Source organism: Arachnia propionica (assembly GCF_900637725.1).
Classification (GTDB): Bacteria; Actinomycetota; Actinomycetes; order Propionibacteriales; family Propionibacteriaceae; genus Arachnia; species Arachnia propionica.
In genome coordinates, this window is sequence record NZ_LR134406.1 from 24,304 (window position 1) to 49,370 (window position 25,067).

The following is a 25,067-nucleotide window of genomic DNA, read 5'->3' on the forward strand; positions in this document are numbered from 1 at the left end:
GTCTCAATCATCATGAGCGTGTACGGGAACCTGGGGGGCGGTTCAGCCGGTGCGCGGAGTGCGGAGCTTCCGCATGATCACCGTTGCTGCCACCACCGCCAGGTAGACGATCCCGTAGAAGAACGCCAGGCCCGATGAGGTGGAGGCGTCGAGGGCGTAGGCGGCCCAGAATCCCACCACCGAACAGGCGACGGTGACGCCGACGGTGATGAGGTACATGCCGTGGATGCTGTGGGACAGCAGCTGCGCGATGGCCGCGGGGACGATCATCAGCGCCATCACCAGCACCGCGCCCGCCGCGTTGAAGGCGGCGGTGATCGTCACCGAGACCACCAGCATGGTCAGGTGACCCAGGCGCTTGACCGGGATGCCCATGGTCTGGGCCAGTTCCGGGTCGAAGGCGATCAGCTTGAGGCGGGTGTGCAGCACCGTCAGGTACACGACGTTCAGGACCAGCACCCCAGCCATCACCCACAGGTACTGCGGGCCGAGCAGTGTGTTTCCGATCTTCAGCGGCAGGAAGGCTGCCAGGTTGAGGTCCCCGACCAGCACCGCCGACTCGGTGATCTGAACCCCGCTGAAGCGGGTGCTGAGCAGCAGCACGCCGATGCTGAACAGGGCCGGGAACACCAGCCCCTGGGGGCCGTCCCCGGAGACCAGTCCCGTCGATTCGAGCAGCTCCGCCCCCAGCACCACCACGGTGCCCATCACGGCCGCCCCGACGATGGACCACGGCGACTGGATGGTTCCCGTGGCCACCGCCGCGATGACGATGCCCGGCAGCACGGCGTGGCTGATGGCGTCGGTCAGCATCGACTGCTTCCGCAGCACCAGCCAGATCCCGGGCAGGGCACAGGTGACGGCGGTGACGATCGCCAGGATCATCACCCATAGCACGAAGGTCATGCCGTCACCTCCTCGCGGTGACGCCGTCTCGCCCGGATCGTCAGCAGGAGGCTGCGTTTGGGAGCGAACAAGATCGAGACGAAGGCGATGACCGTGACCACCAGCACGATCATGGGGCCGGTGGGCACGCGACCGATCGAGACCGCGAGCCACGACCCGACGACGGCGCTGAAGGCCCCTATCAGCCCCGACAGCAGCAACATGCTACCGACGCGCGTGGTCCACTGCCTGGCCGCGATCGGCGGGGCGATGGCCAGCGCCACCATGAGCACCAGTCCGACGGCCTTGAGGCCGATCACGATCGACAGCACCACCACCGCGTTCAGCAGCACCGACAGCAGCCGCGAGGAGAATCCCAGCGTTGCCGCGTACTCGGGGTCGAAGCAGCTCAGCTTCAGTTCCTTGAACGCGATGACCGCCACCAGGAAGGTCGCGAGGGAGACGACGACGCTGGAGACGATGTCCTCGATAGTCAGGTGGGAGGAGTTGCCGAACAGGTACTCCGCCAATCCGCCCTTGCTGGGGTAGGGCCCGGCGAGAATGATGCGGTGCAGCACCATGCCGCCGCCGAAGAACAGCGCCAACACGATCGCCATCGCCGCATCCACCTTCGTCACCGAGACGCGGGGCAGCCAGTCGACCAGCTGCACCGCGACCAGGGAGACCACCGCGGAGCCGAGGATCAGCACCCAGTTGCTGCGACCGTCGATCCCGAAGGACGCGGCGATGATGAAGGCCAGCATCACTCCCCCGATGGAGGAATGGGAGACGACGTCCGCCAGGAGGGTGCGTTTCCGCAGGTAGGCGAAGGTGCCGATGGCCCCGGTGGTGAACCCGATGATGACGGTGCCGAGCAGCATCATCCGGTAGGTGTGGTTGGTCAGCAGCTCGGCGGGGTTCATGTCGTCGCCAACCCGTAGGCCTGTTTCACCATCTCGTCGGTGAACACTTCCTTCGTGGGGCCGAAACCCATCACGGTCCGGTTCAGCAGGCAGGTCCAGTCGCACAGCGTCGGGACGGTGGCCAGGTCGTGATGGACGATGACGACGGTGCGTCCCTCGTCGCGCAGCCCGTGCAGCACGCGCGTGATGGTTTCCTGGCTGGCGGCGTCCACCCCGGCGAAGGGCTCGTCGAGGAGCAGCAGGTCGGACTGCTGGGCCAGCAGCCGCGCCAGGAAGGTGCGTTGGCGCTCACCCCCGGAGAGCTGGCTGATGGGCCGGTGCGCCAGGTGGGGGATGCCGACCCGCCTCAGCGCGGCCGCCGCCACGTCGCGTTCCTTCGTCCCGGGCCGGCGGAACCATCCCAGGCCACCGTAGGTGCCCATGAGCACGACGTCGCTGACCGTGGTCGGGAAGTCCCAGTCGACGCTGCTGGCCTGCCGCATGTAGCCGACGCGGCGACGCACCTTCTGCAACGGCTGGCCGAAGCAGGCGACGGTTCCCTTCGCGGGTTTCAGCAGCCCGACCACGGCCTTCAGCAGCGTCGACTTCCCTGCCCCGTTGGGCCCGATGACGCCCAGCACCACGCCCTGCGGGAGGTCGAGGGTGACCTCCCGCAGAACCAGCGAGTCGCGGTAGGCGAAGCTCAGCCCGGAGACGCTCAGGGCAGCCGTCATCGGCTCAATGCCTCGACGATGGTGGTGACGTTGTGCTTCATCACCCCGAGGTAGGAGTCAACGCCGGCCTCGCTGCCGAGGGAATCGGCGTAGAGTTCCTTGTCGGAGACCTCGACCTGCCAGCCCTTGGCCGCGACGGCCTCCTTGACGGACTGGATCGCCTGGGGGTTCTTGAGGTTGTCCTGGAAGATGACGGGCAGCTTGTGTTTCGCGATCAGGTCGGCCAGTTCGGCGATGTCGTCGGCGGACATGTCGGATTCCGAGGTGACGAAGTCGGTGGCGTGGATCTCGATGCCGTAGGCCCGTCCGAAGTAGTTGAAGGCGTCGTGGCCCGTGACCAGTACCCGGCGTTCCTCGGGGATCTTCGCGGTCTCCTGCTTGGCCCAGGTGTCGGTTTCCTCGATCTGCTTCTTGTAGGCCTCCGCGTTCTTGTCGTAGTCGGCGGCCTTCGAGGAGTTGATGGTCTTGAGGTGTTCGGCCATCAGGGTCACGACCTGCTGCCAGATCTTGGTGCTGTTCCAGATGTGCGGGTCGTGGAGTTCGTTGCCCTGCTCGTCCTTCTCCGGCCAGGGCAGCAGCTCGCTCTGGTCGATCTTGTTGCCGACGGCGATGTGCTTGGAACCCAGCGATTCGAGCTGGGTCAGCATCTTGGCTTCCAGGTGCACGCCGGAGGAGAAGACCGCGTCGGCGGACTGCATCTTCTCGATGTCCTGGGTGGTGGGCTCGTAGGTGTGGGGGTCGCCGCCGGGCTTGACCATCGTCGTGATCTCGGCGTCGGGATCGAGCACCTTGGCCGCGTCGGCCAGGTAACCGGTGGTGGCGAAGATCGCGAGCTTTTTCCCGCCACCTGCGCTCTCCGAGGCGGAGCCGCTGGATTTGTTGGAGCATCCCGCGACGAGGGCGACGGCGGGGACCGCGGAGAGCGCGGCGATGAGGGAGCGGCGGGTGAGAATGGTGGGTCGCATGGGCTTCCTTACTGTCAAAGCATAAATTAGCTTGTTTCAATACGAAATCACGATGAATCTAACATGCGATATATTCTCAGTACCAGTTGGGGTACCCTCACCCTCGGGCTTGCGACTCCCCGCCTTTCAAAATGAGCCGGCCTACTCCTCGTCCCCGGCGAGGATCAGGTAAATCCGACGCCGGACGTCGGTGAGCTCTCGGGCGGTCTGCTGACGCTGGGCGTCGGTGCCGGTGCGGCCGACCTGGCGCACGGCTTCGCTGAGCGAGTGCATGAGTTCCCGCAGGCGGGGGCCGTCCTCACTGGCCAGGGGGTTCGGCCACTCGGGGCGGTGTTCCTCGACGTGGGCCCGGCCCACCTCGGTGAGGGAGACCTCCTTGCGGCCGCCGCTGGTGTCGATCCGGACGAGGCCCTCGTCCTCGAGCTGGTTGAGCGTCGGGTAGATGGCGCCGGGGCTGGGGGACCACGCCCCGTCGGTGCGCTCGGCGATGGTCTGCATCAGCTGGTAGCCGTGCATCGGCTCCTCGGCGAGCAGCAGGAGGACCGCCACCCGGACATCACCGCGGCGGCGGGACCGGCGGCCGAATCCTTCGAAACCCTCGGGGGGACGTCCGCCGCGACGGCGGCCATGCGGACCGTGCGGACCGTGCGGACCGTGCGGTCCAGGGGCCTCCCGGAAGCCATGGTGATCGTGTTTGTTCGTGTTCATGTCAGATCCTTTCGCTATGGATAGCTCTACGATATATCGTGATCTTCCGTAATGCAACCCCGGGTCTGGTGCCTTGTCAGAGGCGAGTTGCGCGCCGTCTGGGGAGCGTGTAGTGTTCTCACTCGCCCCGGAAAGCGCTGGGAAGCGGCGGACCAGGGCACTCCCCCAGTCGACGAGCCCCGTGGCGAGTGTGCGATCAAGTGGATCCCGCTCAAGGTCACGTGCTCGGTGACGCCTCCTGTTGAACAATCCGGGAAGCCCGGTTTGCGAAACAGGGAACCAGGGAGTACAGTGGAGAAGCTGCCCGATGGGGCGGTGAATCCAGAAAAGGTACAACTCAATGCAGGAACACAGAATTTGACATTCGGTGGAAATGCAGTAAGGTTTACCGGGTTGCTGCTTTGGTGGCTTCCGAATCTTGAGAACTCAACAGCGTGCTTTAAGTCAATGCCATTTTTTGGGGATGGACCAAGGATTGTTTTTTTGGTTTGTTTCTTGTTTTTTCCTTTGATTGATTTTCCTCTGCAGTGTGCGCATTTGGTTGTGTGTGTTGTGGGGGTTTGTTGGTGATTGGGTTTTCTGTCGAATTGTTTTTGGGTGCGCCTGTGTTTGTGGGTGTGTCTGATTTTTGTTTTTTCGATGGAGAGTTTGATCCTGGCTCAGGACGAACGCTGGCGGTGTGCTTAACACATGCAAGTCGAACGGTAAGGCCCTTTCGGGGGTACACGAGTGGCGAACGGGTGAGTAACACGTGAGTAACCTGCCCTCATCTCTGGGATAACAGTCGGAAACGGTTGCTAATACTGGATATGAGCTTGCAAGGCATCTTGTGGGTTGGAAAGATTTTTTTTGGTTGGGGATGGACTCGCGGCCTATCAGCTTGTTGGTGAGGTAGTGGCTCACCAAGGCTTCGACGGGTAGCCGGCCTGAGAGGGCGACCGGCCACATTGGGACTGAGATACGGCCCAAACTCCTACGGGAGGCAGCAGTGGGGAATATTGCACAATGGACGGAAGTCTGATGCAGCAACGCCGCGTGCGGGATGACGGCCTTCGGGTTGTAAACCGCTTTCAATTGTGACGAAGCTTTTTTGTGACGGTAGCAGTAGAAGAAGCACCGGCTAACTACGTGCCAGCAGCCGCGGTGATACGTAGGGTGCGAGCGTTGTCCGGATTTATTGGGCGTAAAGAGCTTGTAGGCGGTTTGTCGCGTCGGGAGTGAAAACTTGGGGCTTAACCCTGAGCTTGCTTTCGATACGGGCTGACTTGAGGGAGGTAGGGGAGAATGGAATTCCTGGTGGAGCGGTGGAATGCGCAGATATCAGGAGGAACACCGGTGGCGAAGGCGGTTCTCTGGACCTTTCCTGACGCTGAGAAGCGAAAGCGTGGGGAGCGAACAGGCTTAGATACCCTGGTAGTCCACGCCGTAAACGGTGGGTACTAGGTGTGGGGGACATTCCACGTTCTCCGTGCCGTAGCTAACGCATTAAGTACCCCGCCTGGGGAGTACGGCCGCAAGGCTAAAACTCAAAGGAATTGACGGGGCCCCGCACAAGCGGCGGAGCATGCGGATTAATTCGATGCAACGCGAAGAACCTTACCTGGGTTTGACATATGCCGGAAGCGTTCAGAGATGGGCGTGCCTTTTTGGTCGGTTTACAGGTGGTGCATGGCTGTCGTCAGCTCGTGTCGTGAGATGTTGGGTTAAGTCCCGCAACGAGCGCAACCCTCGTCCAATGTTGCCAGCGGGTTATGCCGGGGACTCATTGGAGACCGCCGGGGTCAACTCGGAGGAAGGTGGGGATGACGTCAAGTCATCATGCCCCTTATGTCCAGGGCTTCACGCATGCTACAATGGCCGGTACAAAGAGCTGCGAGCCTGTGAGGGTGAGCGAATCTCGGAAAGCCGGTCTCAGTTCGGATTGGGGTCTGCAACTCGACCCCATGAAGTCGGAGTCGCTAGTAATCGCAGATCAGCAACGCTGCGGTGAATACGTTCCCGGGGCTTGTACACACCGCCCGTCAAGTCATGAAAGTCGGTAACACCCGAAGCCGGTGGCCTAACCCATTTTTTGGGGGGGAGCCGTCGAAGGTGGGACTGGTGATTAGGACTAAGTCGTAACAAGGTAGCCGTACCGGAAGGTGCGGCTGGATCACCTCCTTTCTAAGGAGCCGAATGGTTTTTGTGGCTGGTTTGTTCCTGGATGTTGTTTCTGGGGGCTGGTCATGGTTTTTGGTTTCTGGGTGGAACATTGGCTTTTACCATGTTTTGTGGTGGCGCGTTGTTGGGTTTTGAGGGGTCGGTGGCCGTTTGGTGGCTTCGGTTTCTCTGTGGAGCCCCGGGCTCTTCCGGTTTTTGCCGGGGGGTTTTGGGGTGTGTGTTTTGAGAACTTTATAGTGGACGCGAGCATCTTTGTAGTTTTTGTTGTTGGTTTTTTGGCAAGCTACTTAGTGCGATCGGTGGATGCCTTGGCACCAAGAGCCGATGAAGGACGTTGTAACCTGCGATAAGCCCAGGGGAGTTGGTAAACGAGTTTTGATCCTGGGATTTCCGAATGGGGTAACCTTGATTCCGGAGTTGTGTCCGGTGACCTCTGCCTGAATGTATAGGGTAGTTGGAGGGAACGCGGGGAAGTGAAACATCTCAGTACCCGTAGGAAGAGAAAACAATAGTGATTCCGTGAGTAGTGGCGAGCGAAAGTGGATGAGGCTAAACCTGTGCCGTGTGATAGCTGACAGGTGTTGCGGTGCGGGGGTTGTGGGATGCGTTGTGGTCTGGCTGTTGACGGGCCGGCGAGTTATAAATTGATGGATGAAGTTGAATCGGTTGGAAAGCCGGAGCGTAGAGGGTGATACTCCTGTAGGCGTATGTCTGTCACTCGTTTTTCGTTTTCCCAAGTAGCACGGGACTCGTGGAATCTCGTGTGAATCTGGCAGGACCATCTGCTAAGCCTAAATACTCCTTGGTGACCGATAGTGTATCAGTACCGTGAGGGAATGGTGAAAAGTACCCCGGGAGGGGAGTGAAATAGTACCTGAAACCGGTCGCATACAATCCGTCGGGGCCTCGAACTTTTTTGTTTGGGGTGACGGCGTGCCTTTTGAAGAATGAGCCTGCGAGTCAGTGGTGCGTGGCGAGGTTAACCCGTGTGGGGTAGTCGTAGCGAAAGCGAGTCCTAATAGGGCGTTTTTAGTCGCGTGCTCTGGACCCGAAGCGGGGTGATCTATCCATGGCCAGGGTGAAGCGAAGGTAAGACTTCGTGGAGGCCCGAACTCACTTGGGTTGAAAACCGAGGAGATGAGCTGTGGATAGGGGTGAAAGGCCAATCAAACCCCGTGATAGCTGGTTCTCCCCGAAATGCATTTAGGTGCAGCGTTGCGTGTTTCTTGCCGGAGGTAGAGCACTGGATGGTCTAGGGGGCCCACAAGCTTACCGAAATCAGCCAAACTCCGAATGCCGGTAAGTTAGAGCGTGGCAGTGAGACTGTGGGGGATAAGCTTCATAGTCGAGAGGGAAACAGCCCAGATCATCAGCTAAGGCCCCTAAGAGGTGACTAAGTGGAAAAGGATGTGGAGTTGCGTTGACAACCAGGAGGTTGGCTTGGAAGCAGCCATCCTTGAAAGAGTGCGTAATAGCTCACTGGTCAAGTGATTCTGCGCCGACAATTCAGCGGGGCTCAAGTTATCCGCCGAAGCTGTGGCATTCACGCGTTGTGGCCGGAAGGTTGCGTGGATGGGTAGGGGAGCGTCGTGTGCGTGTTGAAGCGGTGGGGTGACCTGGTCGTGGAGTGCATACGAGTGAGAATGCAGGCATGAGTAGCGAATGACGGGTGAGAAACCCGTCCGCCGAATATCCAAGGGTTCCAGGGTCAAGTTAATCTGCCCTGGGTTAGTCGGGACCTAAGGCGAGGCCGACAGGCGTAGTCGATGGACAACGGGTTGATATTCCCGTACCGGCGAAACAACGTCCGTGCTGGGGCACGCGATGCTAAGCATGCGAGACTGTCTGCTGCCTTTCGGGGTGGTGGGTGGTTGAGTCTGTGATCCGAGTGTGTAGTAGGCAAGCCGCGGAGGGACGCAGGAAGGTAGCTCATCCTCAGCGTTGGTTGTCTGAGGCTAAGTGTGTAGGGTGGGGTGTAGGTAAATCCGCATTCCGTGATGCCTGAGACACGATGGGCCTGCACCGTTTGGGTGTGGGTTGAGTGATCCTATGCTGCCTAGAAAAGCTTCGTTGGCGAGTTGTTAGCCGCCCGTACCCTAAACCGACACAGGTGGATAGGTAGAGAATACCGAGGCGATCGGGATAATCGTGGTGAAGGAACTCGGCAAAATACCCCCGTAACTTCGGGATAAGGGGGACCTGATACGTGACCAGCCTTGCGTTGTGAGCGTTGAGGGTCGCAGAGACCAGGCCCAAGCGACTGTTTACTAAAAACACAGGTCCGTGCCAACTCGTAAGAGGATGTATACGGACTGACTCCTGCCCGGTGCTGGAAGGTTAAGGGGAACTGTCAGCCGCATTTTGTGTGGTGAAGCGGTGAACTTAAGCCCCAGTAAACGGCGGTGGTAACTATAACCATCCTAAGGTAGCGAAATTCCTTGTCGGGTAAGTTCCGACCTGCACGAATGGAGTAACGATTTGGGCGCTGTCTCCACCACGAACCCGGTGAAATTGCATTACGAGTAAAGATGCTCGTTACGCGCAGCAGGACGGAAAGACCCCGGGACCTTTACTACAGTTTGGTATTGGTGATCGGTGTGACTTGTGTAGGATAGGTGGGAGACTTTGAAACCGGGACGCCAGTTCCGGTGGAGTCGTCGTTGAAATACCACTCTGGTCATTCTGGTTATCTAACCTAGGACCGTTATCCGGTTCAGGGACAGTGCCTGATGGGTAGTTTGACTGGGGCGGTCGCCTCCTAAAAGGTAACGGAGGCGCCCAAAGGTTCCCTCAGCCTGGTTGGCAATCAGGTTTCGAGTGTAAGTGCACAAGGGAGCTTGACTGTGAGACCGACGGGTCGAGCAGGGACGAAAGTCGGGACTAGTGATCTTCTGGTAGCGAATGGAAGCGCCAGGACTCAACGGATAAAAGGTACCCCGGGGATAACAGGCTGATCTTGCCCGAGCGTCCATAGCGACGGCATGGTTTGGCACCTCGATGTCGGCTCGTCGCATCCTGGGGCTGGAGTCGGTCCCAAGGGTTGGGCTGTTCGCCCATTAAAGCGGCACGCGAGCTGGGTTTAGAACGTCGTGAGACAGTTCGGTCCCTATCCGCTGCGCGCGTAGGAGTCTTGAGAAGGGCTGTCCTTAGTACGAGAGGACCGGGACGGACCAACCTCTGGTGTGCCAGTTGTTCCGCCAGGAGCACGGCTGGTTGGCTACGTTGGGAAGTGATAACCGCTGAAAGCATCTAAGCGGGAAGCACGCTTCAAGATGAGGACTCCCACACCGTCAAGGTGGTAAGGCCCCCCGCAGACCACGGGGTTGATAGGTCGGACGTGGAAGCACAGTAATGTGTGAAGCTGACCGATACTAATAGGCCGAGGGCTTGCCACACCAACAACACAACCAAAGAATTCTGTACGCGTCCACTATGAAGTATCCCAAAACACACACCCCCCAATAAAGGGTGTCTGCAACAACAACAAACAGCCGGTGAAAAACCCCTTCAAAGGTTTTGTCACGGTGGCCATGGCGAGAGGGAAACACCCGGACCCATCCCGAACCCGGAAGTTAAGCCTCCCAGCGCTGATGGTACTGCACACGCGAGTGTGTGGGAGAGTAAGACGCCGCCGGACAACACACCCAACGCCCCCACAACCCACCAGTTGTGGGGGCACAACCACACCCCCACCAAAAACCACCACCCAGCCCCAGCTCGCGGGCCACATGCGCGATCGGCCTGCCAGGCTCGATCACCAACCTCGCAGCCTCAGTCCGATGCCCCGGCATCAATGACGGCTGAGCCTTCCTCTCTGCCACACCAGTGCCCTTCCCGCGGAGCCCCGATCCCGCTATCCCAAGTGTCCACAAATTCAGGGTAACCGCACTGGATTCTAGGGAGATGCCCTATAAACTTGAGGTCCGGGTGACCGATGCCCGGGTGCCCACAGGCAAGGGAGCCTTGAGTATGGAACGGATGTTCGGCCCTGAGGATGGTGCCACTTCGAGTGTGTCATGTCCCCGTCGACCCTTCGGCGAGGAGCAGCGATGAGTTTTCACAAGAGTGGCAGCCCGGCGGCCATAGCGACGGAGGTCACGAGCCTGTTCTGGCTGGCCGGTGCCGTGGGCGGCGCGGCCGTCGCCGAAGTTGTGAACCGCGGTCAGTCGTGGCTGGAGACCCGTCGCCTCGCCCACGGAACCCCGAGCCTTGAGGACGCCGCCCGGTTCGGGCGGCGTCTAGCCCGCACCCACGCGGCGGGCGCGCCGCACTGGGGCGCTCCACCACCGGGGCTGCGTGACGTCGATGCGCGGCTGTCGGAGCTGCCGGCCCCCGTCAGTGGCGCCCCTCGCTGGGGCAGCTGGGGCGAGTTTTACGCCGAGGCCAGGCTGCGTCCCTACCTGCGGCTGGCGGAGGTTCCCAGAGAGGCCAGGTTGGTGCTGCACCGGGCCATCGACCTGGTGGCGGAGGGACGCTTCGACGCCCCCCAGCCCGCGCTGGTCAAGAGTGTGGCCAGGATCCACGGGGATCTCTGGGCTGGGAACGTGATGTGGGCCGTCGTACCCGGCGGCGCGGGCACCACTGGCACGCTGCTCGACCCGTCTGCCCACGGTGGCCACGCCGAGACGGATCTGGCCGAGCTGGCGCTCTTCGGTGCGCCCCACCTGGACGCCATCATTGCCGGATACCAGGAGGTCAGCCCGCTGGCGGACGGGTGGCGGTACCGGGTGGCCGTGCACCAGTTCCACATGGTGCTGGTGCACGCGGCTCTCTACTCCGGAAACTACGTGCCCCAGGCCCTCACCTTGGCGCGGCGGCTCAGGGGTGACGCGGAACGCAGCAGACAGCCCGTAAGGATCAGGGCCGGCCTGGCCAGTTGATCACCGGATCCGGGGGTAGTCCTCGGGTGGAATGCCGACCCCGACGGGGAACTCCTCGCCAAGGTCTTCCATGACGGCGATGCTCTCGTCGATGGGATCGACGAGAGTGTAGTCCTCCTCGAGGCTGATCGAGAGCTGGTCCCCCTTGGGGTCGAGGGGGCTGTGTGGGACCCCATCGTGCTGCCCGGCCATGCCGAACTGGGGTGCGACGATGTGCCCCTCGTTGACGCTCGGTTCCGCCACCGGTCCCGGTTCGGGAAGCCCGGCTACTACGGGAACCTCGTCGACCTCGGTCTCGTCGATCAGCAGATCGGTTGCCTTCGACGAGCTGTCGGTGGCTTTTGGCTGGCTGGTGTCGGGCGTCATCGTGCGCCGCCAACCGGATGTGTCCTCCTCCGTTCCGAAGGGCTGGGCGATCGGCGCGGTGATCCGCGGAATGTCGGGGATGGTCGCGTCGTCGTGGTGTGCCGTGACGGGGTAGACCGGTGCCGTTGGGACGAGATGCTCCGTCTCGGGGAGGTCCATGGGGGTGGGGTCCTCTGGCGCCGGTCCGGGCGCGACGAGCTTGGCGAAGCTGCCGGTGTCGGTGAGAGCCGACAGGTCGGTGGTTTCCTCCTGCGCCGCGGGTTCCTGTTCCGGTTCCTCCCGATTCTCGGTCTCCTGAGAATCTTCTTGGCCCTCGGTCTCCTGAGAATCTTCTTGGTCCCCGTTCTCCTGAGGATCTTCTTGGTTCTCGTCCTCCTGGTCCTTGGTCTTCTCCTCGGGGGCCGGGAGTTCCACCTCGTGCTCCACGACGGCGGTGGGGGCGAGCTGTTCGGGGGCGCGAACCTCCTCTTCGTCCTCGGGTTTCTCTTCGCCCTCGAGTTTCTCTTTGTCCCCGGGTTCCTCTTCGACCGCGGCTTCCTCGTCGGGGGTCTTCTCGTCGGGGGTCTTTTCGTCCTTGGTTTCTTCGTCCTTGGTTTCCTCGTCGGGCTCGACCTCGTCCACGGGCTCCCCGGGCTGCTCGGGCTGCTCGAGCTGCTCGGGGTCCTGATCCTTCGCATCCTCTTCAGGGGTGCTGGGGGCGAAAGTGATCGGGGTTTCCTGCGCGACCCCGGCGCCGATCGCCTGCCAAGGTTCTTCCTTGATGATCTCGGTCTGTGGAACCTCGGGCCGTTCGTCCTGTTCGGGCTGTTCGGGTTGTTCGGGTTGTTCGGGTTGTTCGGGCTGTTCGGGCTGCTCGGGCTGCTCGGCCTGCTCGGTTGCCGAGGCCGGAGTTGCCTGGTCGCGTTCGGCGGCGAGCAGCGCCTGGAGTTCGGCGGCCTCGCGGCGGGCCTGCGACAGATCACCCTCCAGGGATTCGATCCGCTCGATGAGGTTTGGCATCGTCTTGTCCCAAGCGGCGGTGGCGCGGTTCTCCAGCCGGGCCATGTCGATCTCCTGCTTGTTGATCCGCTCCTCCAGCTCGACCACTTGGCGACGGGCCTGCTCGGCGTCGCTGATGTGCTGGTCGACCTGCTGGGCGCGGGCCTCCGCCTCCGCGGCGCGGGCCTCGGCTTCGGAGACGCGCAGGTCGGCCTGCGTGACCTGCTGTCCCGCCTCCTCGATCTTCGCCTCCGCCTCCTGGGCCTTGACTTCGGCCTCGAGGGCGCGTTGGTTGGCCTCCTCGATCCTGGCCTCGGCCTCGCGGGCCTTGGCCTCGGCGTCGTTGGCGCGGCTCTCCGCCTCCAGCAGCCGCGGATCGGGTTCGGCGGCGGTGGGTGTGGGGGGCGGGGTCTGGCCGGTGATCCGGGGGATCATGTGGGTGTCGATGGTGGACTCGTCGGAGACGGTGTGATCGTTGAGAAGGTCGGGTTGGGGTTCTCCTGCCGGTTTCGCCTCGGCCGGTTTCGCTTCAGCGGGGATTCCCCTGGCCGACGGGTCGGTGGAGGCGGAGGGCCCGGCGTACAGCGACGGATCGGGCGCGAAGGGCGAAGGGATCGACACCGGCTGGGCCTCGGCCTTCGGCCGTGAATCGGGGGTGGAGGCCACCGCGATCGGAGACGGGGGCTGCGAGGCGACGGGCTGGGCTTCGACCGGAACCGCCCGGGACGCCAGGGACACGGGTTCCTTCTCGTCGTCCTTGAGGACCGCCATCGCCTCCAGCTCGGGCGTCGGCCTTGTCGGTCGTGTTTCCTGTTCGGCGGCCAGCTTGGCCCGGGCGGAGCGCTTTCCAAGCACCCAGCCCAAGAACAATGCCAAACCAACAAGCACGACAAGAATTGCCGCCAGTTCGATGACCAGCAGAACATATCCGGTCATGGTCTACCTTTCCCCTCGTTGCACGAACGTCACTCGCCGGTTCTTTGCCTGACCTTCCGGAGTCGAATTAGATTCCGCCGGTTCCGTGTCGGCTTTTCCGACTGCTACCAGTTGGTCGCGATTCGCCCCCGCCGCGACGAGGGCGTCGACCACACGCCGGGCGCGTTTCTCCGACAACTCTTTCCGGAAAGCCGGGGAGCGGCCGTTGTCCGTGTGCCCGTCAACCTCGACGGTGACATCCGGATTGGCCTGGAGCCAGACCGCCAGCTCTATGATCTTGGTGCGTTCACTGGAGGGGAAATCGGATTCCCCACCTTCGAATTTCACCACTGATTTCGGCATCTCGCCGGAGGCAGGGCTGGGCGAGGGGCTCGGGGACGGGCTGGGTGAGGCCGCCGGTTCGGAGGGACTCGGCTTGGGGGACGGCGTCGAAGTGGGGGCCGGTGTGGATGTAGTGGGTTGTGAAGTGGATGCGGTGGGCAGCGACGAACGATCCGCCTCGGCCCGGACAACGCCCGGGACGTCCAACACCAGGCGCAGCGCCGTCGGCAACTGCTCCGGATTCGCGGCGGACACGGTGGCGGTCAACCCCGAGAAGGTGACGTGGGCGTCCACACCCTCCGCCGCCAGTGCCCGGGTGGCCTCCTCGGTGAGTGTCCGCTCCACCAGCAGGGCGCCACCTGCCGCTCCGACGGCCACGAGCGCGGCCAACCCAGTGACCACGGCCACCACGGTTCCCTTCACGGTACCTCCATACTCTTGCGAACCGACCTTATATCCCGACTCGCTGCATCTGGGTATCCACCCCAGTTTCGTCGAACGTTTTTTCGTTCACGTACTAACTTTCGTCTTGAATCATCTAGTATTCCACCTTGGGGGAAGACCTACAAAAAGGGGATAACATGTCCGCGAGTGTCCTCGGAAGGTGCCCCAGCTCCGAGGCGCCCGGGCGTGACATATCCAACGAGGGCGGAAGGAAGCGCAATGGACGGAAAATACGGCAGCAGCAAGCACAGTGACCTCAAGCTGGTGCTCAGCGCCATCAGGCGGGCCATCCCGGAGCTCCATGGTGTCATGATCGCCTCGCAGGACGGCTTGGCCATTGCCCACGACTTCCCGGAGGCGGACGCGGAGCGCATAGCCGCGATGGCCGCCACCGCGCTGGGGCTCGGTAAACGCATCTCCGAGCGCACCAACATGGGTGATCTGGCGGAGTCCGTGATCCACGGCAGGAACGGTTACCTGGTGGTCTACGGCGCGGGTGAGGACGCGGTGCTGGTGATGCAGGGACCCATCGAGTCGAACCTCGGCCTGATGCGGATCGAGGCCCGCGTCGCGGCTGTCGAGATCAAGCAGCTGCTGACGACGGCCTGAACATGGAGACAATGCACGCGATGGCGCGGGACGCGGCCGGGCAGATTCCCCCGCAGCGGTTGCTGCGCGACGGGGACCGCGAGGTCATCCAGCGCCACCGGGGCCGGCTGCTGGCCCTCGGGCCGGAGGTGGTGGGGGCCTTGGAGGAGGTCCTGTACGGCCGGCTGCCCGAGGGAGCCGGGGCGTCGCGGGAGAGCTTGGAATACTGGTGGGCGCGGACAGTGACCGGGCCGTGGGACGACGACTATCTGGCCCGGATGGCTCTCGTCGGGCTGATGCACGTCGCCAAACGGGTCACGAACCCGACGATGCTGGCGGCCTCCGACCACGTGGTGCAACTGATCGCGGACGCGTCGGTTGCCTTCGGGATCCCCGACGAGGAGCGGCGGGCGCTGCTGGATGCCGTCGGCAGGGTCGCCGGCACCGTTCGGGTGGTAATCGCGTGGAGCCACGAGCGCGCGGTCAGTGCCGCCCTGTACGAGGCGGCTGGGATGCCGGAGGGGCTGCTGGCCAGGCTGCGCGACCAGGAGGTCGGCGCGTTTCTCGAACGGGCCCGCGCCGAGCTGAACCTGTAGCGTGATGCCATGATGCGACTGCGAAGCGACGTGCGTGCCTGGCTGACCGACATGGACGGGGTCCTGGTGCACGAGGAACAGGCGCTTCCCGGGGCCCAAGAGTTGATCTCCCAGTGGACCCGCACGGAAACGCCGTTCCTGGTGCTGACGAACAACTCGATCTTCACCCCCCGCGACCTCTCGGCACGGCTGCGGGACTCCGGGCTGGAGGTGCCCGAGGACCACATCTGGACCTCGGCCCTGGCCACCGCCACCTTCCTGGAGCAGCAGCAGCCGGGGGCGTCGGTGTACGTGATCGGCGAGGCCGGCACCATAACCGCTCTTCACGAGGCCGGTTTCGTGCTCACCGACCGCAATCCGGATTTCGTGGTCATCGGGGAAACCCGGACCTATTCGTTCGAGTCGATCACTCGCGCAATCCGGTTGATCGACGCGGGGTCGCGTTTCATCGTCACCAATCCCGATGCCACCGGTCCCAGCAACGACGGGATATTGCCCGCCACCGGTGCAATCGCCGCTCTCGTGAGCGAGGCGACGCAGAAGAAACCCTATGTGGTGGGGAAACCGAATCCGATGATGTTCCGTTCCGCGCTGAACCGGATAGGCGTGCACAGCGAACACACGGGAATGATCGGCGACCGGATGGACACCGACATCGTCGCCGGAATGGAGGCCGGCCTCCACACCGTCCTGGTGCTCACCGGTATCACCACCCGCGAATCTGCCAAGAAGTTCCCCTTCCGCCCGAGCGAGATAGTGGAGGGCGTGCACGAACTCGTCGAAAAGGATTCAACCGGCGGCGATGGCGAGGAGCGGTAGGGCGGCGGAGGCCAGGGCCAGGAGGGTATCGCGCCAGGTCCAGTGGAGGTCGTGCAGGCGGGTCGGGTGGCGGGTGATGCCGTAGCCGCGGGAGATCATCGCCGCCGACAGGTCCTCCGACATGCGGATTCCGCTGGTCAGCAGCGGCACCATGATGGTGGCGTGGGCCAGGACGCGGCGCACCGGGCCGCGCGAGTCGATGTGCGCTCCCCGGACCTGCTGGGCCTCGGTGATCTGGCGGGAACGCCGCCGCAGGGTGGGGATGAAACGCAGCGCCGTCGTGCACACGAACACCAGCGGGTTCGGCAGCCGGAGGGTGCGCATCAGGGTGGTGAAGCGTTCGGCGGGGGTGGTGGCCAGCAGCGCCGCCGTCGAGCACAGCATCGTCACCAGCCGCAGCACCAGGACCGAGGCGTACCCGATTCCGCCCGGGGTGAAGGCGGCGAAACCGAAGACCAGGGCCAGCACGGGGACCATCGGGGCCAGGAGACCCCAGAGCCCACGGATCCCGCGTACCCGCACCAGGGCCCCGGCGGTGAGCGCGGCCAGCCCGAGGTGGGCCAGGGGGTTGGAGGTCAGGAAGGTCGCGGTGACGGCGGCTGTCAGCGCCACCAGCTTCGAACGCACATCGAAGCCGTTCCCGCGTGTGGTCGCATCCCCGGAGCGTTCCGGCCCGGCCGTCTCCGGGACGGGGGCGGTCAGCGTCACGGTACGGGAGGCGTGGCGGGCAGCCAGGGGGAGGTCGTGGGTGATCATGACGATCGTGGTGCCGTCGCGGTTCAGGTCCGCCAGCAGCCCCATCAGCGCCTCGGTGCCCCGCCAGTCCAGGCCGGTGGTGGGTTCGTCGAGGATCAGGACGTCGGGGTTCATCGCCAGGGCGGAGGCCACCGCCAGTCGCTGCCGGTCCCCGCGTCCGAGCCGCAGCGGATGCAGCCCGGCGAAATCCCCCAGCCCCACCCGTTCCAGGGCCCGGCCGGCCCGCACCGCCACCTCCGGGTCCGGCAGTCCCGCGTTGCGCGGCCCGAAGGCGGCCTCGTCGAAGACGGTGTTCGCGAAGATCTGATGGTCGGGGTTCTGGAAGACGAACCCCACCCGCTCGGCGTGGCTGCGGAGCGTCCCGGAGGTCGGTTCCAGCAGCCCGGCGAAATGCTTCGCCAGGGTGGTCTTGCCCGCGCCGTTGCCGCCCAGCAGCGCGACGAACTCGCCGCGGTGGATGGTGACGTCGACCCCGTCGAGGGCCAGCACCCCCGACGGGTAGCGGTGGGTCAGGTCGATGGCCTCCAGGACGGGGGGAGTCTCCGGTTCGGGTCGCTTCGGCACCCCGCCGCGGCACCGGTTGCGGGGGCGGATTCCGGCCGCCGCGACCCGCCGTTCGTCGTCGAGGAACGGGCCGGGCGCGCCGAAATACGCGAGTCTCCCCTCCTCCAGCACCAGGAGCAGATCCGCCCAGGCGGCCACGGCATCCGGGTCGTGATCCACCACGACCACGGTGCGTCCCGCAGCGCTCAGATCCGCGACGATGCGCCGCACCGTCGCCGCCCCCTCCGGGTCGAGGGCCGAGGTGGGGTCGTCGAGGACCAGGATCTGCGGCTCCATCGCGAGCACCCCGGCGATCGCGAGTCGCTGGAGCTGCCCGCCGGACAGGGTGGCCGTTTCACGATCCGCCAGGCCCGCCAGCCCGACCTCTTCCAGGGCGCGCCGGGCCCTGGAGAGCACCTCGTCGCGGCCCAGCCCCAGGTTCGCGGGACCGGCGGCGACGTCGTCGATCACCAGACTCTCCATCACCTGGGCCTCCGGGTTCTGCGAGACCAGGCCGACGACGCGCACCAGGCGGGGCGGGGTCGTCTCGTGGGTGGCGATGCCCGCGACCCGCAGCTGCCCGTAGAGGTCGCCGGGATGGTGGTGGGGGACCAAGCCGTTCAGGGCCATGGCGAATGTCGACATGCCCGCACCCGCGGCGCCCATCACCGCGACACGACTCCCGGCGGGGATGTCGCAGGTGATGTCGGCCAGCTGCCGGGTTCCGGTGCCGCGGTGGGAGAAACCGAGCCCTCGGGCCTCGATCACGGGTGCGTCGGTTTCGCTGTCAGTTCCGCCACCGGATGCCACGGGACGTGTCCGGGAACCACATTTCGCAGGTCGGCGACGGAGGCTGGGTCGCAGGCGAGGAGCACGCAGCTGGCAGGCCCGCCCGAGGCGTCGAGAGGGAGGGGGTGGGGCAGCCACGTGAGAGTGCATCCACTGGATTCGGCGAGCTGCCCGGCCTCGTAACTGATGCCCCGCGACCCGACCGGCAGGGCGTCGTGGACCGCTCCGGTGGTGACGAGGGCCTGCACGGTAGACAGCGGCACGATGTCCGGACGCCCGATGAAAACCTCGTCGTGCGGGGCGGAACGCGGCCAGCCGACACAGATCACCACGTCGCCGGGGCGGCCCCCACCGGTGAGCAGGTCACCTGTCAGGGTGCCGATCACCGTCACCCCGACCCCCGTCGCGGGTGAAGGCACGTTCTCCTCCGTGCTGCCCGTCACCGCGTCGCCTCGGATGCCGACCTCCGAGGCGACCGCGCGGAACGTGTCGATGAAGACGGTGGCCTCGGCCATGTCGTGGCAGAGGGTGTTGACCAACGCGACGGGCCGCGCCCCGGAACACAGCACCTCCAGCAGCGGAACCCGGGCCGCGAAGTGCGCCACCACGTCGGCGGACACCCGCACCAGATCGGCGGGTCGCGGTCCGATGCCGCCCACCGAGTCGCAGGCGATCACCAGGGGCGGGGAGCCGTCGACGATCAGGAGGTCGCGGACGGGACGAACCGGGTCCGTCACGATTTCCCGGGGCCCGTGAGTCGTACGGGACGGCCGGCGAGCCCGGCCGCCGCCAGGGCGATCCCCGCGATCACGGCCACGGCAATATTGATGGCGGAACCCACCAGCAGCGGCACCACCTGCGCGGCATACATCCCGAGGCCGCCGATGGGAAGCAGGACCGCGGGGGCCAGCAGGCCGTTCAGGAGAACCGCCACCGCGGCGGCCACCAGGGCGCCCAGGGGCCGGGCCAGCAGGCCGAAGAGCCAGGCGAACACGAACATCTCCGCCGCGATGATCAGGTGGATCGGAAGGCCCAGCGGGAAACCGGCGGTCGCGGCGGAGATCAGGTGCCCGAGCGCCCCCACGACGCCACCCTCCAGCGGGGAGAAGGCGACCGCTGCCAGGTATCCGGGGGCCGCGTCGAGGGCGACGGTGCCCGTCGGGCTCGGGATCTTGATGAACGCCCCCACCCCCGACAGCGCCACCAGGATCGCGACCCGCGCCACCCGTCGCGGTGAGAAGAACCCGTTCGAACCGGAGGTGGACAGGGTGGGTTGCTCGCTCATGTGACCTTCCTCGTGATGGACGTGAACCGGTCCTGAACATAGCGGAGTGGGGAGTGCGATTTCGACACGGGCCACTCCTTCGCCGCAATGTGGTGGGATGGATGCATGACCACTCAAGTTGATTTCTGGTTCGATCCGACGTGTCCGTGGGCGTGGATGACCTCCCGCTGGATCCTGGAGGTGGAGAAGGTCCGCGACGCGAAGGTCACCTTCCACACCATGAGCCTCTACATCCTCAACGAGGGACGCGACCTCGACCCCGGCTACCGGGAACGCATCGACGCCACCCTCGTCGCCTCGCGTGCGGCGGCCGCGGTTCAGAAACTCCACGGCCACGACGTCCTGCGTGACTTCTACACCGCACTCGGCATCCGTCTCCATCCCGGGGGCGAACCGGTCGCCGTCGAGACCGTCGCCGCGGCCCTCGCCGACTGCGGCCTGGAAGCCGGCATTGCTGAGCGCGTCACCACCGACGAGTTCGACACCGACCTGCGCGCCTACCAGAAGGTGGCCCAGGACCTCGTCGGAACGGATGTCGGCACCCCGGTCATCCGCGTCAACGGCATGGCGCTGTTCGGTCCCGTCATCTCGCCCGCCCCGAAGGGCGAGGCGGCCGGCGAACTGTTCGACGGCTTCGTGAAAGTCACCGCCTACCCGGGTTTCTTCGAGCTGAAGCGTTCCCGCGACGTCGGCCCGATCTTCGAGTGAGGTTCAGTCCCCGAGACCCGTTCCCACGTCACGGGCGGTCTGGATCCACGGATGGTCCGGTGGGACCTGGGCCAGAACGCCCGCGACCTTCTTCAGGTCGACGGGTTCGGTGCCGTCGCCCTTGCTCGCGACCATCACCCCGCTGACCCCGTCGGCGATCAGGTCGGCGGCGGCGGTGCCGATCCGCGACCCCAGCAGCCGGTCCTCCGCGCATGGCGTCCCGCCGCGCTGCACGTAGCCGAGGATGGTGACGCGGGTCTCCAGGCCCGTCGCGTCCTCCAGGGAACGGGCCAACCGGAAGGTGTGTTCGCGGTGGTCGTCGAGGACCCGGGCCAGGTGCGATTTCGCGGCTGCCTTCTCCTGCGGGGTTCCGGCGGCCTTCTTCAGCGATTCGGCGGCGGCGATGGCCTGCGCCGCCGCGGTGTCGTTGGCTCCCTCGGCCACCGCGATCACGCTGAAGTTGGTGCCGCGTGCCTGCCGGGCCCGGATGGTCTCGGCGATGGCGTCGACGGAGTAAGGGATCTCGGGGATCAGGATGACGTCCGCCCCGCCCGCGATGCCCGCACCCAGGGCCAGCCAGCCCGCCTTGTGGCCCATGATCTCGGCCAGGATCACCCGGTGGTGGCTGTGGGCGGTGGAGTGGAGCCGGTCGATGGCGTCGGTGGCGATCTCCAAGGCCGTGGAGAAACCGAAGGTGTTGTCGGTGTGGGCGACGTCGCGGTCGATGGTTTTGGGCAGGTGAACCACCGGAATGCCCGCCTCCGACAGGCGCAGCGCGTTCTTCGCGGTGCCGCCGCCACCCAGCATCACCAGGCAGTCGAGATCGGCCTGCTCGACGACATCCTTGATGATGGGGATTGCGTCGACGACCTCGCCGCCCATGCGCATGCGGTGCACCTTGTCGCGGCTGGTGCCGAGGATGGTGCCGCCAATGGTGAGGATTCCCGACAGCGCCTCCGGGCCGAGCTGGAAGCACCGGTTCTCGGCCAAGCCGCGCACGCCGTCGCGGAAACCGATCAATTCCATGCCGTGTCTGCCGATGGCCGCCTTTCCCAGCCCACGGATGGCCGCGTTCAGGCCGGGGGAGTCGCCGCCCGCCGTCAGAACACCGATGCGTTTTGCATTGCCCATGAGAACCTCCTTGTCCGTATCCGAGCCTACTCCGAAGCGGGATTTGCCGCTGGGCACTAGCTTTGAGCCATGCAGCGAGTACTGGTGGGATATGCGACCCGCGCGGGTTCCACGGCCGAGGTGTCCGGAATCATCGCCGACGAACTGCGTGCCCGCGGCTTCGATGTCGTGGTGGCGGATCTGCGCGACGACCCCGACCCGGCCGGTTTCGACGGGTTCGTGCTGGGAAGCGCCACCCAGGCGTTGACGTGGCTGCCGGAGTCGCTGACGTGGCTGCGGGACCATGGCCGGCAGGTGGGTCGGGCCGCGTTGTTCAACCTCTCCATCACCGCCGTCGACCCCACCAAGCAGGATGTCGCGCTCGGCCACAACAAGGCCGCATCGGAGCTGGTCGAGGCCAGCGCACAGGCCGCCTTCGCGGGTCGTTACGCCCCCAAGAAGGTCGGGTTCTTCAAGCGGCTGCTGCTACGGGTCCTCGCGAAGAAACCCGCCGACCACGTCGATCCGCCGGCGATCCGCGCCTGGGCCCGGGGGCTCGACCTCACGAGGACGAACGAAACACCGTGAGGAAACGGGACGCCGACTCCCGGCGTTCCCCGTGCCCGGCCCTGGCCTTCTCGTACTTGCTGGCAGTGGTCCTGGTGGCGTCCTGGATGCGCCTGGCCAGGGAGCTCTTGTTGGCCTCCACCGTGTTGCGCCGCCCCTCGGCGGTCTCGTTCATCCTGTAGCCGAGTACCGCGGCGGCGATCCCCGCGAGGCCAAGCAGTAGGAACCAGCCCGAGCGTGCCGCGAGGAGCAGCACGAAGGAGGCAGCCGCCAAGGCGGCCCCCGCCCACATGACCTCCCTGCCGCGAAGGATTAGACCCGCGGGCTGCTGGGAGTCGTAGCGGCGCATCAGGGCCCGCACCGCGGCCTGGTCGTGGACTCCGTGGGGGCCGACGGTGAGGCCGTCGTGACCGGGCACCTTCCCCTCCGGGACCCGCGGTTCCGGTTCCGTCTGCCATTCCCGCGCGACCGGCACGAAGATCTCGGCGATCAGCAACCACAGGCTGCGGCGGTCCTGTCTGCTGGCGTGGTCGTCGAGGGCCGTCTGCCGCAGGACATCGACGACCACGTGGCGTTTCTCCGGAACCTCGTCGGGAAGTTTGCTGGCTCCGAGGGGATTGTTGAACTGTTCCTCCAGGAGTTCCGCGCGGGCCAGCAGCGCGTGTTCGCTCTCGCTGCCGCCGCGGATGTGGACCTGCAGCACCTGGACGAGCATGGCCCGGGTGGATTCCCAGGCATTCTCCTCGGGCGAGGTCTCCTCCACGACCACGGGGGTTTCCTCGGGTTCCGGTTCCGGCCGGTTCGAAGCGCCCCAGATACGTCCGGAACCCCGGATCACGAAGTCGGGACGGCCCGTCCCGGTGGCGGTCCAGCCGGTCTCCTGCTCGGGGGTGCCCCGCGGGGCGAGTTCCTCTAGCCGTGACGTCACCCAGTCCAGCGCCTTGGCGTCGTTGTTTCCGGCCTGGGATCTCGCCCACTCCAGCCAGTTATCGGCGCTGGCAATCAGCGGACGGAAGGTTGCGGTGAGCGTCGTCAGGGCCGCCGGGCCGAAGGCCCCGCGCAACGTGGCACCCCACAGCAGCAGCTGCCACTCGGCCCAGGTGCCCTGGTCGTCGGGGGTCAGGAGTTTCGGCAGCTCCGCGGCCACGGCCTCACCCGCGCCGAATGCGGCCCGCGCGGTCGCGAGGAAGACCGGTGCCGCCTGGGGGTCGCGTTGCCGGGCGAGCGCAGCCTGCTCCGGGTCGACGGAACCGTCGGGTCGCAGCGCTGACATCGCGGGGGGCAGCCAGTAACCGTCGACATCCGGTCGCATCGGGGGAACACCGCCGTCGAGCAGCACCTGGAGGTCCTGGAAGGCGCAACGTCGCGCCTCGGCGTGCTGTGGGAAGGCCGCCAGCTGTTTGCGGATCCCGTCGAGTTCCACGAAGGCGACGAAGGCGTTGGTGAGTGCGTTCAGCCGGGCCTCCAGCGAGCCCTGCAAGTTGTGCAGCTCGGAACGCAGTTTCGAGGTGTCGCGATGCTGACGCGCGCTGGCCGAGGCCAGAGCGTGGGCCTGCTCCTCCAACTCTTCGCGCAACAACCGGTCGCGCCCGTACTCGCTGGCCCAGAACCACTCGCTGTTGTTCACCACCCCACCATGATGCCCGCGGGTGGGGGCAGCCCTCCGCTCGCGGATGGTGTCCTGGCCGGGACGCGAGACGCCTAGACTCTGAAACAGCTTTGATGAATCGGATTGGAGCGGTCGTGACTCATGAACTTGGGGATATCTTCGTGTATGCGCCTTGGAGTCGTCTCAATGAGACGCCGGAGGAAATCGCGCGGCGAACCTCCCGTTTCATGGAGGAGTTCTCCTCCCGGGTCTCGGTCGGGCGGTGGAGACCAACACAACAGGAAGAGGGTGAGTGGGACGGAACCGAGGCGGGGCTGGCCGGTTTCATCGGAAACAGAATCATGAGGAAGGACGATGGGGAGAAGGCTCCCGAAGGGGGGTATCATTTCCTGCTGGAGACCGAGAACGATCTCCTGGAAACCTTGTTCACCGTGACGGCGGGCCAGTCGAAAATTCTGGAACCTGTTTATAGCCCCTCTTTCTACCAACAATTCGGCTGGGTACCATTCCCGGATCCTGATCAGCCGCCGCGTGTGTCGGCGGATTTCTTGTGGGAAGCGTCTATTCGCGCGGTGATTCCCGCTTTCGATCCCAACTTCGCCGTGGGGCAGGAACTTGATGTCATCATGGAGCAGGAACCTGAGGGCTGGTTGCTTCCCATCGGTTATCGGGTGTGGATCAATGAGCGGGTCGGGGGTGTCCACGCCTGTGCGGAGGGATTGACCGTCGAACGCTTGGGAAACGGCACTCTCATCAGGGTGCCGGATTCCTGGCCGGCGGAACGCGTCATCGAGACCCTGACCGAAACCTTCCGGTCCAACGACCTCGACGGCCTGCTCTGAGAGTCGCGCCTCACTTCGTTTCGTCGTGTTTCATCACCTCGGCCTCGAAGGCGGTGAGCCAGTCGTAGGTGTGACGTGTCGATGACAGGCCGTAGTGAAGGGCGGCCTGGCTGAAACGGCCGACGTCGCGGTACGTGTCGGGTACTTCTTGCCCGGAGATCTGTCGTTCCACGGATTCCAGCCGCTCGAGTTCCGCGGTGATGCATTCCCGGAGCCGCGCGATGATCGGTGGGCGGTCGGCCGGGGGAACGAGCCCCAGGAAATAGATCCGGGCAACCCCCGTGACGTCGAAGTTCCCCTGGACCTCGCCCTGCATCCACGTCGCGAATTTCTGTCTGCCCAGGGACGTGAGCCCGTATTCCCGGCGTCCGCGGGCCCCGGGCTCCTGACGGGTGACCTCCACCGCGCCCTCTGCCAGGAGCTTGTCGAGGGAACGTTTGATGCTTCCGGCGCTGGACCCGTAGAAGAGCGACGCCCCGGCCTCGAAGGCCTTCATCAGGTCGTACAGGCTCATGCGGGCGATGTGCAGCAGCCCGAGGATCACGTAGCTCACGGGTGTCACGGTAGTACACTTGC

21 protein-coding genes and 3 rRNA genes are annotated in these 25,067 nt (G+C 64.8%); 11 read left to right on the forward strand and 13 right to left on the reverse strand.

Annotated elements, in window-relative coordinates:
- Positions 1-42 precede the first annotated feature (42 nt).
- The 5 genes from EL272_RS00130 to EL272_RS00150 all read right to left on the reverse strand — a co-directional run bounded on the left by EL272_RS00130 (position 43) and on the right by EL272_RS00150 (position 4,194).
- Positions 43-906, reverse strand: a complete 864-nt coding sequence (locus EL272_RS00130) for a metal ABC transporter permease (RefSeq protein ID WP_061788047.1) — start codon at positions 904-906, stop codon at positions 43-45.
- Entirely contained in the window at positions 903-1,808 is a 906-nt protein-coding gene (locus tag EL272_RS00135) for a metal ABC transporter permease (protein WP_061788046.1), read from the reverse strand. The genes EL272_RS00130 and EL272_RS00135 overlap by 4 nt, the downstream gene beginning before the upstream one ends.
- A complete protein-coding gene (locus EL272_RS00140) occupies positions 1,805-2,521 on the reverse strand; it encodes a metal ABC transporter ATP-binding protein (protein WP_061788045.1) in 717 nt (238 codons plus the stop codon). Before EL272_RS00140 ends, EL272_RS00135 begins: the two co-directional genes overlap by 4 nt.
- Positions 2,518-3,486: a metal ABC transporter solute-binding protein, Zn/Mn family gene (locus tag EL272_RS00145; RefSeq protein WP_014845186.1), complete on the reverse strand. Its 969-nt coding sequence runs from the start codon at positions 3,484-3,486 to the stop codon at positions 2,518-2,520. Before EL272_RS00145 ends, EL272_RS00140 begins: the two co-directional genes overlap by 4 nt.
- A 141-nt stretch (positions 3,487-3,627) precedes the next feature.
- Positions 3,628-4,194 (reverse strand): PadR family transcriptional regulator, encoded by a 567-nt coding sequence (locus EL272_RS00150; protein ID WP_061788044.1) that lies wholly within the window; start codon positions 4,192-4,194, stop codon positions 3,628-3,630.
- 291 nt (positions 4,195-4,485) lie between these two features.
- Here EL272_RS00150 and EL272_RS00155 point away from each other — a divergent pair, with 291 nt between their 5' ends.
- The 5 genes from EL272_RS00155 to EL272_RS00175 all read left to right on the forward strand — a co-directional run bounded on the left by EL272_RS00155 (position 4,486) and on the right by EL272_RS00175 (position 11,234).
- Positions 4,486-4,764: a hypothetical protein gene (locus EL272_RS00155; RefSeq protein WP_126409278.1), complete on the forward strand. Its 279-nt coding sequence runs from the start codon at positions 4,486-4,488 to the stop codon at positions 4,762-4,764.
- Positions 4,765-4,830: 66 nt separating this feature from the next.
- Positions 4,831-6,357: ribosomal RNA gene (locus EL272_RS00160) — 16S ribosomal RNA — on the forward strand.
- A 273-nt stretch (positions 6,358-6,630) separates the two neighbouring features.
- Positions 6,631-9,749: ribosomal RNA gene (locus EL272_RS00165) — 23S ribosomal RNA — on the forward strand.
- Between the two features lie 125 nt (positions 9,750-9,874).
- A 5S ribosomal RNA gene (gene rrf, locus EL272_RS00170) occupies positions 9,875-9,991 on the forward strand.
- Together the 16S, 23S and 5S rRNA genes form the textbook arrangement of a ribosomal RNA operon.
- 412 nt (positions 9,992-10,403) lie before the next feature.
- The gene (locus EL272_RS00175; RefSeq protein ID WP_014845188.1) at positions 10,404-11,234 is read left to right on the forward strand and encodes a fructosamine kinase family protein; all 831 of its coding nucleotides are present in this window, start codon (positions 10,404-10,406) and stop codon (positions 11,232-11,234) included.
- On the opposite strand, the gene EL272_RS00180 is transcribed toward EL272_RS00175, so the two are convergent.
- The gene (locus EL272_RS00180) at positions 11,235-13,514 is read right to left on the reverse strand and encodes a hypothetical protein (RefSeq protein WP_061787465.1); all 2,280 of its coding nucleotides are present in this window, start codon (positions 13,512-13,514) and stop codon (positions 11,235-11,237) included.
- 3 nt (positions 13,515-13,517) lie between these two features.
- Positions 13,518-14,258: an OmpA family protein gene (locus EL272_RS00185; protein ID WP_014845189.1), complete on the reverse strand. Its 741-nt coding sequence runs from the start codon at positions 14,256-14,258 to the stop codon at positions 13,518-13,520.
- A gap of 240 nt (positions 14,259-14,498) precedes the next feature.
- Between EL272_RS00185 and EL272_RS00190 the strand changes: the two genes are divergently transcribed.
- From EL272_RS00190 to EL272_RS00200, 3 genes are read left to right on the forward strand one after another with little or no spacing between them, the layout of a single operon-like run.
- The gene (locus tag EL272_RS00190) at positions 14,499-14,888 is read left to right on the forward strand and encodes a roadblock/LC7 domain-containing protein (RefSeq protein WP_014845190.1); all 390 of its coding nucleotides are present in this window, start codon (positions 14,499-14,501) and stop codon (positions 14,886-14,888) included.
- Between the two features lie 20 nt (positions 14,889-14,908).
- The gene (locus EL272_RS00195; RefSeq protein WP_126409280.1) at positions 14,909-15,463 is read left to right on the forward strand and encodes a globin family protein; all 555 of its coding nucleotides are present in this window, start codon (positions 14,909-14,911) and stop codon (positions 15,461-15,463) included.
- A 12-nt stretch (positions 15,464-15,475) separates the two neighbouring features.
- A complete protein-coding gene (locus tag EL272_RS00200; RefSeq protein WP_014845192.1) occupies positions 15,476-16,282 on the forward strand; it encodes an HAD-IIA family hydrolase in 807 nt (268 codons plus the stop codon).
- Here the strand turns inward: EL272_RS00200 and EL272_RS00205 are convergent.
- The 3 genes from EL272_RS00205 to EL272_RS00215 are packed head-to-tail and all read right to left on the reverse strand — an operon-like array spanning position 16,253 to position 19,655.
- Positions 16,253-18,349: an ATP-binding cassette domain-containing protein gene (locus EL272_RS00205; protein ID WP_159424537.1), complete on the reverse strand. Its 2,097-nt coding sequence runs from the start codon at positions 18,347-18,349 to the stop codon at positions 16,253-16,255. The genes EL272_RS00200 and EL272_RS00205 overlap by 30 nt on opposite strands.
- A complete protein-coding gene (locus EL272_RS00210) occupies positions 18,346-19,107 on the reverse strand; it encodes an AIR synthase family protein (protein WP_244926095.1) in 762 nt (253 codons plus the stop codon). Before EL272_RS00210 ends, EL272_RS00205 begins: the two co-directional genes overlap by 4 nt.
- Entirely contained in the window at positions 19,104-19,655 is a 552-nt protein-coding gene (locus EL272_RS00215; protein ID WP_014845195.1) for an ECF transporter S component, read from the reverse strand. Before EL272_RS00215 ends, EL272_RS00210 begins: the two co-directional genes overlap by 4 nt.
- A gap of 105 nt (positions 19,656-19,760) precedes the next feature.
- Here EL272_RS00215 and EL272_RS00220 point away from each other — a divergent pair, with 105 nt between their 5' ends.
- Entirely contained in the window at positions 19,761-20,363 is a 603-nt protein-coding gene (locus tag EL272_RS00220) for a DsbA family protein (RefSeq protein WP_061787462.1), read from the forward strand.
- Positions 20,364-20,366: 3 nt separating this feature from the next.
- Here EL272_RS00220 and EL272_RS00225 read toward each other — a convergent pair whose 3' ends face one another.
- Positions 20,367-21,494: a 6-phosphofructokinase gene (locus EL272_RS00225; protein WP_061787461.1), complete on the reverse strand. Its 1,128-nt coding sequence runs from the start codon at positions 21,492-21,494 to the stop codon at positions 20,367-20,369.
- Between the two features lie 69 nt (positions 21,495-21,563).
- Between EL272_RS00225 and EL272_RS00230 the strand changes: the two genes are divergently transcribed.
- Entirely contained in the window at positions 21,564-22,061 is a 498-nt protein-coding gene (locus EL272_RS00230) for a flavodoxin domain-containing protein (protein ID WP_061787460.1), read from the forward strand.
- Here the strand turns inward: EL272_RS00230 and EL272_RS00235 are convergent.
- On the reverse strand, positions 22,036-23,667 hold the full coding sequence (locus EL272_RS00235) for a hypothetical protein (protein WP_061787459.1): 1,632 nt from the start codon (positions 23,665-23,667) through the stop codon (positions 22,036-22,038). The two genes, EL272_RS00230 and EL272_RS00235, sit on opposite strands and share 26 nt — an antisense overlap.
- Positions 23,668-23,783: 116 nt before the next feature.
- On the opposite strand from EL272_RS00235, the gene EL272_RS00240 reads away from it, so the two are divergent.
- Entirely contained in the window at positions 23,784-24,491 is a 708-nt protein-coding gene (locus EL272_RS00240; protein ID WP_126375810.1) for a hypothetical protein, read from the forward strand.
- Positions 24,492-24,501: 10 nt separating this feature from the next.
- Here EL272_RS00240 and EL272_RS00245 read toward each other — a convergent pair whose 3' ends face one another.
- Positions 24,502-25,044 (reverse strand): PadR family transcriptional regulator, encoded by a 543-nt coding sequence (locus EL272_RS00245; RefSeq protein ID WP_061787457.1) that lies wholly within the window; start codon positions 25,042-25,044, stop codon positions 24,502-24,504.
- Positions 25,045-25,067: the final 23 nt, after the last annotated feature.

Bases quoted from the DNA above. Each gene is read 5' to 3' on its own strand.
- EL272_RS00130 (WP_061788047.1), bottom strand. From the start codon at position 906: ATGACCTTCGTGCTATGGGTGATGATCCTGGCGATCGTCACCGCCGTC.
- EL272_RS00135 (WP_061788046.1), bottom strand. From the start codon at position 1,808: ATGAACCCCGCCGAGCTGCTGACCAACCACACCTACCGGATGATGCTG.
- EL272_RS00140 (WP_061788045.1), bottom strand. From the start codon at position 2,521: ATGACGGCTGCCCTGAGCGTCTCCGGGCTGAGCTTCGCCTACCGCGAC.
- EL272_RS00145 (WP_014845186.1), bottom strand. From the start codon at position 3,486: ATGCGACCCACCATTCTCACCCGCCGCTCCCTCATCGCCGCGCTCTCC.
- EL272_RS00150 (WP_061788044.1), bottom strand. From the start codon at position 4,194: ATGAACACGAACAAACACGATCACCATGGCTTCCGGGAGGCCCCTGGA.
- EL272_RS00175 (WP_014845188.1), top strand. From the start codon at position 10,404: ATGAGTTTTCACAAGAGTGGCAGCCCGGCGGCCATAGCGACGGAGGTC.
- EL272_RS00180 (WP_061787465.1), bottom strand. From the start codon at position 13,514: ATGACCGGATATGTTCTGCTGGTCATCGAACTGGCGGCAATTCTTGTC.
- EL272_RS00190 (WP_014845190.1), top strand. From the start codon at position 14,499: ATGGACGGAAAATACGGCAGCAGCAAGCACAGTGACCTCAAGCTGGTG.
- EL272_RS00195 (WP_126409280.1), top strand. From the start codon at position 14,909: ATGGCGCGGGACGCGGCCGGGCAGATTCCCCCGCAGCGGTTGCTGCGC.
- EL272_RS00200 (WP_014845192.1), top strand. From the start codon at position 15,476: ATGCGACTGCGAAGCGACGTGCGTGCCTGGCTGACCGACATGGACGGG.
- EL272_RS00215 (WP_014845195.1), bottom strand. From the start codon at position 19,655: ATGAGCGAGCAACCCACCCTGTCCACCTCCGGTTCGAACGGGTTCTTC.
- EL272_RS00220 (WP_061787462.1), top strand. From the start codon at position 19,761: ATGACCACTCAAGTTGATTTCTGGTTCGATCCGACGTGTCCGTGGGCG.
- EL272_RS00225 (WP_061787461.1), bottom strand. From the start codon at position 21,494: ATGGGCAATGCAAAACGCATCGGTGTTCTGACGGCGGGCGGCGACTCC.
- EL272_RS00230 (WP_061787460.1), top strand. From the start codon at position 21,564: ATGCAGCGAGTACTGGTGGGATATGCGACCCGCGCGGGTTCCACGGCC.